Consider the following 6,790-nt stretch of genomic DNA (forward strand, 5'->3'; position numbering starts at 1 on the left):
AAGAACCGTGCCGCTCGACGCGCGGTTCGCTTTTCTCTTCCATCCGCAACCCAACAGAAACTTGTCATGAAGAGCCTCCTTGGGCGCCTCGCGCGGGCAGGCCTCAGCGGGTGAATGAACCGTGGGACGCCGCCACGAACGGCGGCCCCTTCGAATCCCCGATGAGCGCCGGCAGTTCCTCGCGCAGGAAATCGACCACGACGCGCACGCGCCGTGGCAGATGCTCGCGCGACGGGAACAGCAGCCAGACACCGTTGTCAAAGCTGGTCGACGTGGCTTCGTGCTGCGGAAACAGGTCGACAAGGCGACCTGCTGCGATGTCGGGATCGACCAGCCAGTCTGCCAGCAACACCGGCCCGAGTCCGCCCTGCGCCGCCTCGAGCAGCGACAGGGCCGATGACGCTGCCAGCCAACCGCCGATCGGGACCACCTCGATTGCCGCGTCAGCGATGCCGCCTTCCTTGAACGACCAGGCGCTTTGGACGCCAGGCAGCGCGAAGCGCAAGCAGTCGCGATGGGTCAACTCGGCTGGCGCCTTGGGTCGGCCATGCCGTGCGATGTATTCGGGGCTCGCGCACACGCGAGAGCGAAGCGGACCGAGCCGGACACCGATCAGGGACCCATCAACGGTGTGACTCTGCCGCAGGGCGATGTCCACTTGCTGGCCAATCAGGTCGACGACCGTGTCCGTGAAGTGGAGGTCCAGGTGAAGACCGGGATGCCGCGCGTGAAGTTTGCCCAAGAGAGGCAAGACGAGCTTTTGCCCGAGCGCCATCGAGGCGGTCAGCCGGACCAGCCCGCGAGTTTCACCCGTACTGGCACGCACATCGTCCGATGCTTCGTCGAGCTCATCCATCAGTTCGCTGACACGTCGGAAGTAGGCAGCCCCTGACTCGGTCAATGTCAACTTCCGGGTGGTCCGGTGCATGAGGCGCGCGCCGAGTTCGGCTTCCAGGGCTGCCACGGCGCGGGTTACCTGCGAGCAGGCGAGATCCAGCCGCCGAGCCGCTGCGGCAAAACTACCCTGGCGCACGACCTCGATGAACGTTCGCAGATGCTGTGTGTCCATCGGGAGTTTCTACCTGCCTGTGTTGTCGAAGCCCGCGCGCACGGTCATGGCGCGGGCTTCCATTCACCCAGGTTCAGGAGAGCTTGAACGGCATCTCACGCAACGGTTTTCCGGTCAACGCCGCCACCGCGTTCGCGAACGCGGGCGCCAGCGGCGGCAGGCCCGGCTCGCCCATGCCCGTGGGCGCATCGGCGCTGGGCACGACGTGCACGGCGAACTGCGGCATGTCGGTGATGCGCGGCACGGCGAAGTCGCCAAAGTTGCTCTGTTCCACCACGCCGTCCTTCAACGTGATCGCCGCACCCGGCAGGCACATCGACAGCCCCATCACGGCTGCGCCTTGCGCCTGGGCCTCGATGGTGCGCGGGTTCACCGCCAGGTTGCAGTGCACACCCGCCGTCACCCGGTGCAGCACGGGACTGTTTTCCTTGATCGAAGCCTCGACCACGTAGGCAACGACGGTCGAAAAAGATTCGTGCACCGCCACGCCCCAGGCGCGGCCGGCGGGGAGCTGCTTCTTGCCGTAGCCGCTCTTGTCCACGGCCAGCTGTAGCGCTGCGCGGTGGCGCGGGTGCTTGTCGCCCCACAGCTTCATGCGGTAGGCCACCGGGTCCTGCTTCGTGGCGCGGGCAATCTCGTCGATCAATGTCTCCATCACGAACGCGGTATGGGTGGAACCCACGCTGCGCCACCACAGCACCGGCACGTTGAGCGTGGGATGGTGCACGGTCAGGCGCATCGGCAGCGGGTAGGGCTCCCGCATGCCTTCGACTGCGGACGCGTCGATGCCATTCTTCACCTGGAACTTCTCGAACACGGAGCCAGCGAGGATCGACTGGCCGACGATGACGTGGTCCCAGGCCAGCACCTTGCCCGTGTCGTCGAACCCGATGCGCGCGCGATGCAGGTGCATCGGGCGGTAGTAGCCGCCTTTCATGTCGTCCTCGCGGCTCCACAGCGTTCGTACCGGCACCTTCAGGCCGGCAGCCCCCGCCGCCTTGGCGATCTCGCAGGCCTCGACCACGAAGTCACTGGTGGCTGAGAAACGCCGGCCAAAACCCCCGCCGCCCATCTGCACGTTCACCTTCACCTGCTCGGGCTTGAGGCCCAGCACGCGCGCGACCGCGGCACCGTCCATGCCGGGCGACTGCGAGCCCGTCCATATTTCCGCGTGCCCGTCCGTGATCGCGACGGTGCAGTTGAGCGGTTCCATGGCCGCGTGGGCCAGGTAGGGGAAGACGAACTCGGCTTCCAGTTGCCGTGGCGCGTTGGCCAGTGGGGCCATGTCGGCTTCGAAATGGTGCGGCCCGGGGCGGCCGGCCAACTCGCGGTACTGTGCGAGCTGCTTGTCGCTGTCGACTTTCTCCAAATTTGCCGTGTCCCATTGCAGCTTCAGCGCGTCGCGCCCCTGCTTGGCCGGCCAGTAGCCGTCGGCAATCACCGCGATGCCTTCGGCCCCGCGGTCCAGCGGCACGCGCAGCACGGCCTTCACGCCCTTGATGGCGCGTGCCGCAGCGTCGTCCACGGAGGTCAGCCTTGCACCGAACACTGGCGGACGGGCCACCACGGCAGTCAGCTGCCCGGGCAGGCGGACGTCGATGCCGAAGTTCTGCCGTCCGCTGCTCTTGGCCCGGGCGTCCAGGCGGCCGGTGGGCCGCCCGATGATGCGGAAGTCCTTCGGATCCTTCAGCGTGACCTTCTCGGGCACGGGCAAGGCCATGGCGGCCTCGGCCAGCTCGCCGTAACCCAGCTTGCGGCCGCCCGCGCCCAGCACCGTACCGGCCCGGGTGCGCAAGGTGGATGCGTCCACATTCCAGCGCGCCGCCGCCGCGGCCAGCAGCATGGCCCGCGCGCGCGCGCCCAGCTCGCGGTACTGCGTGTAGCTGTTCTTGACCGAGTTGGAACCGCCGGTCAGGTGCATGCCGAACGCCGGGTCGACATAGGCGGCGTCGCTCGAGCCATGCTGGCTGCGCACCAGCTTCCAGTCCGCATCGAGTTCCTCGGCCAGGATCATCGGCAATGCGGTCTGCACACCCTGGCCCATCTCCAGCCTGTTGATCGTCACGGTGACCTCGCCGTTGGGTGCGATCTGCACGAAGGCCGAGGGCTGTTGGGTCGGCTTGAGGCCGCCGGCCGACTCGCCCGCGCCGTTGGCCTGCGCCATTGCCAGGTGGGGAAAGGCGCCGAGCGCGAACCCTCCTGCGCCGGCCAGTTTCAGGAAACTGCGGCGCGGCAGGGTGGTGGCTTGGCCGGATTGCTCCCGGTCCAGCATGTGCTGCAAGGCGAGCGGCAGTTCCCGGTATTCGATGTTGCGCGACATGGTGGTTCCTTAGGCGAGGGTTCTGGCGGCATCGGCCACCGCGGCGCGGATGCGGGCGTAGGTGCCGCACCGGCAGATGTTGCCGGCCATGGCCGCATCGATCTCGGCCTCGGTCGGCAGCTTGCCGCGCGGGACGGACTTCAGGAAGGCAGTGGCCGACATGATCTGGCCGCTCTGGCAGTAGCCGCACTGCGCGACGTCATGCTTGACCCAGGCTTCGTGCACCGCCTTGCCGACCTTGTCGGTGCCGCCGGTGACGGCTTCGATGGTGGTGATCTTCTGGCCGGCCGCCGCGGAGATGGGCGTCACGCAGGAGCGGATCGCCTGGCCGTTCATGTGCACCGTGCAGGCGCCGCACAGGGCCGCGCCGCACCCGAACTTGGTGCCCGTCATGCCCAGCGTGTCGCGCAGCGCCCAGAGGATCGGCGTGGAGGGGTCGGTGTCGACAGTGTGATCGCGGCCGTTGATGTTGAGCTTGCTCATGGTGGGTCGGTTCTCCGCGAACAGTGGACGGGCGAGGGGTGCCCGATGGATCGGCGTGGGGGTGTCAGGCGTTGTCTTGCGCCAGCGACCGCGACTGTAGGTACGCTGACGAAGAAGAAAAAGGCATCAATGCTTATGACCGTATGAAGGTCTTCTTCAAGATGCGCGCCTCGACTCAACCCGCCGCGCCGTTCGATCAAGACGCATGCCGGCCGACGTACTCGATCAACGCCTTCAGCTTCGAAGGCTGGTCGTGCCTGCTGGGGTAGTACAAGTAGAACCCGGAGAACGTTGGCGAGAACTCGGTCAGTACACGCTTCAAGCGCTTGGCCCGGATGTGGGGCTCCGCCAGTTGCTCGAACGTGTATGCCAATCCGACGCCTTCGAGTGCGACGTCCAGGCTGAACGTCGTGTCGGTGATGATGATGTTGCCGCCGACCTCATAGTCCACCAGCCGGCCGTCTACGTCGAATTCCCACTTGTAGATCGCGCCTGTGGTGGCGAATCGCAGCCGCACGCAGTTGTGATGCACGAGGTCGTCCGGATGCCGGGGAGCAGGCACGCGCTTCAGGTATTCCGGAGACGCAACCACCGCGACCGTCAGGGGGCCTCCGATGGGAACGGCGACCATGTCGCGATGAACGCTCTCGCCAAAGCGGATGCCTGCGTCGAAACCTTTCTCGACGATGTCGACAAAACCCTCGTCATTGGTCAGCTCGAGCAGGACATGCGGGTTCTCTCGGAGAAAACCTTCCAGGAAGGGGCGCAGGGCCAGCGCACTGGAGGCCCTTGCCGCATTCAAGCGCAAAGTGCCGGAGGGCTTCCCCTGAAGGACATTCAGTTCGTCCCCCGCATCGATGACTTGCCCGAGGGCCGGACCGATGCGTGAGAGGTAGGCCTGGCCGGCTTCAGTCAGGCTGACGCTTCGCGTGGTGCGGTTCAAGAGCCGCACACCCAGGCGTGCCTCCAGATGCCGGATGGCTTGGCTCAATGCGGAGGGTGAAACCGCCAGGTCCGCTGCGGCCGCGGTGAATCCACCATGCTCCGCGACCTTCCAGAACGCGATCAATCCGTCCAGTTGATTCAGTTTCATACCTTGAAGCTTACCTTCACAGGTCATGCAGCATTGCCCTATTTTTCTTTCGTTCTCCCCCTCATAGAGTTCGCACAACGCCCGACCGACGAGGAAGAAAATGAACAGAGCAACGAAGACGCAAGCCAGCATCCAACGAGCCGCAACCAGTCGGCGCTCGCTGCGAGCCGTGCTGGCAGCCGCGCTGGTCAGCTGTGGCGGCATTGCATGGCCGATGAGCGCCGCGGCCAGCCAGGCGCTCGCACAGAAGTACGCGTGCGTCGCATGCCATCAGCCCGCGACAAAGGTCGTAGGCCCCTCGTGGAAAGACATCCGCGCAAGGTACGGCGAAGGACAAGGCGCGGCCGCACAACTCGCCGCCGGCATCAGGGCGGGCAGTTCGGGGAAATGGGGCGCCATGCCGATGCCGCCGCAAATGCAGGTTCCGGAGGCGGACGCACGGGTGCTCGGGCAATGGTTGGTCGACGGTGCCAAGTAGTCAGAGTATTCGCAAGGAACACATCATGAGCAAAGTTTGGTTCATCACCGGAGCGGGCAGCGGCATTGGCGCCGGCGCCGTGAAGGCCGCGCTGGGCGCCGGTCACCGCGTCGTAGCCACCGGCAGGAACGTGGAGAAACTGAGAAGCGCGCTTCGCGGCGTGGCGGCCGACAACCTGGAGATCCTCCCCCTGGATGTCTCCGACGAGGCGCAGGCATCAACGGCTGTGGCGCAGGCGATGACGAGGTTTGGCAGGATCGACGTCGTGCTGAACAATGCCGGCTACAGCCTGGTCGGCAACTTCGAGGAGCTGACGACACACGAGATCGAGCGCCAGTTCGCAACCAACTTCTGGGGCGTCAGCCACGTCATGCGGGCAGCGTTGCCCGTCTTGCGCAAGCAGCGCTCCGGCCACATCATCAACATGAGCTCCGTGGCGGGTGTCGTCGGGATGAAGCACTGCAGTGCCTATGGTGCGAGCAAGTTCGCCGTCGAGGGCCTTTCGCTGGCAGTCGCCGACGAGGTCGAGCAGTTTGGCATCAAGGTCACCGCCGTCGAGCCGGGCTTCTTCCGCACGGACCTGCTGGACGCCGCCAACGTCAAGTGGCCCAGCCATCGAATCGCGGACTATGCGGCAAACGAGGTGAGCGCCCAGGAGATGTGGTCTCCCTACGCAGGCCACCAGCCGGGGGACCCCGACAAGCTCGGCGAAGTGCTCGTGAAGCTCACCGGCATGGCGTCACCGCCACGCCTGTTCGTGGCGGGAGGCGACGCGATCGAGATGATTGCCCCGGCCGTGCAAGCCCGACTGAAGGCGGTGCACGCCTTCGAGGATCTCTCGAAGTCGACCGTCGGCAACTTCTGACTGCGGCCTGCCGAGCTTCTGCGCCTTCAGCCCCTTACCTCGGAACACGTATTCGATGCCTGGACTGTTCGACAGCTACACGTTGAAGGGTGTCACCCTTCGCAACCGCATCGCAGCTTCGCCGATGTGCCAGTACATGGCCCGGGAAGGCCTGGTGACCGACTGGCATCTTCCGCACTACGCCAGCCTGGCGCGCGGCGGTGCTGGCCTGGTGATGGTCGAGGCTACCGCCGTGTCGCCCGAAGGCCGCATCACACCCGGAGACCTCGGGCTCTGGAGCGACGCACACGTGCGGGGATTGGCCGCCGTGGCGCGAGCCATCACGGGTGCCGCTGCGGTGCCGGGCATCCAGCTCGGCCATGCCGGGCGCAAGGCTGGCTGCGCGTGTCGTGGTTCAATCTGATCGGACAGGTCGATGAGGGCTTGTATCCCCCGAGACCGAGAAGAGCATGACAGACAAGACGCAACGCCGACCACGCCGG

The 6,790-nt window shown here is 65.9% G+C and carries 6 protein-coding genes and 1 pseudogene; 3 read left to right on the forward strand and 4 right to left on the reverse strand.

All coding sequences use genetic code 11. The features are described from left to right. Window positions 1-103: 103 nt before the first annotated feature. The 4 genes from ASC87_RS31040 to ASC87_RS23355 form a co-directional block, all read right to left on the reverse strand. Window positions 104-1,069, reverse strand: a complete 966-nt coding sequence (locus ASC87_RS31040) for a LysR family transcriptional regulator (protein WP_082568884.1) — start codon at window positions 1,067-1,069, stop codon at window positions 104-106. Between the two features lie 73 nt (window positions 1,070-1,142). After that, window positions 1,143-3,389: a xanthine dehydrogenase family protein molybdopterin-binding subunit gene (locus tag ASC87_RS23345; protein ID WP_056668280.1), complete on the reverse strand. Its 2,247-nt coding sequence runs from the start codon at window positions 3,387-3,389 to the stop codon at window positions 1,143-1,145. Between the two features lie 9 nt (window positions 3,390-3,398). Then, window positions 3,399-3,872, reverse strand: a complete 474-nt coding sequence (locus ASC87_RS23350) for a (2Fe-2S)-binding protein (protein WP_056668283.1) — start codon at window positions 3,870-3,872, stop codon at window positions 3,399-3,401. A gap of 196 nt (window positions 3,873-4,068) precedes the next feature. Beyond that, the gene (locus ASC87_RS23355) at window positions 4,069-4,965 is read right to left on the reverse strand and encodes a LysR family transcriptional regulator (protein ID WP_056668286.1); all 897 of its coding nucleotides are present in this window, start codon (window positions 4,963-4,965) and stop codon (window positions 4,069-4,071) included. 100 nt (window positions 4,966-5,065) lie between these two features. On the opposite strand from ASC87_RS23355, the gene ASC87_RS23360 reads away from it, so the two are divergent. From ASC87_RS23360 to ASC87_RS23370, 3 genes and pseudogenes are all read left to right on the forward strand, one after another. Beyond that, the gene (locus ASC87_RS23360) at window positions 5,066-5,443 is read left to right on the forward strand and encodes a c-type cytochrome (protein ID WP_235582262.1); all 378 of its coding nucleotides are present in this window, start codon (window positions 5,066-5,068) and stop codon (window positions 5,441-5,443) included. After that, entirely contained in the window at window positions 5,433-6,308 is an 876-nt protein-coding gene (locus tag ASC87_RS23365) for an SDR family NAD(P)-dependent oxidoreductase (RefSeq protein WP_235582263.1), read from the forward strand. Before ASC87_RS23360 ends, ASC87_RS23365 begins: the two co-directional genes overlap by 11 nt. A 55-nt stretch (window positions 6,309-6,363) precedes the next feature. Then, window positions 6,364-6,684 (forward strand): annotated as a pseudogene (locus tag ASC87_RS23370) (NADH:flavin oxidoreductase/NADH oxidase); the annotation flags it as partial. Window positions 6,685-6,790: the final 106 nt, after the last annotated feature.

It is taken from the genome of Rhizobacter sp. Root1221, assembly GCF_001425785.1.
Taxonomy (GTDB): domain Bacteria; phylum Pseudomonadota; class Gammaproteobacteria; order Burkholderiales; family Burkholderiaceae_C; genus Rhizobacter.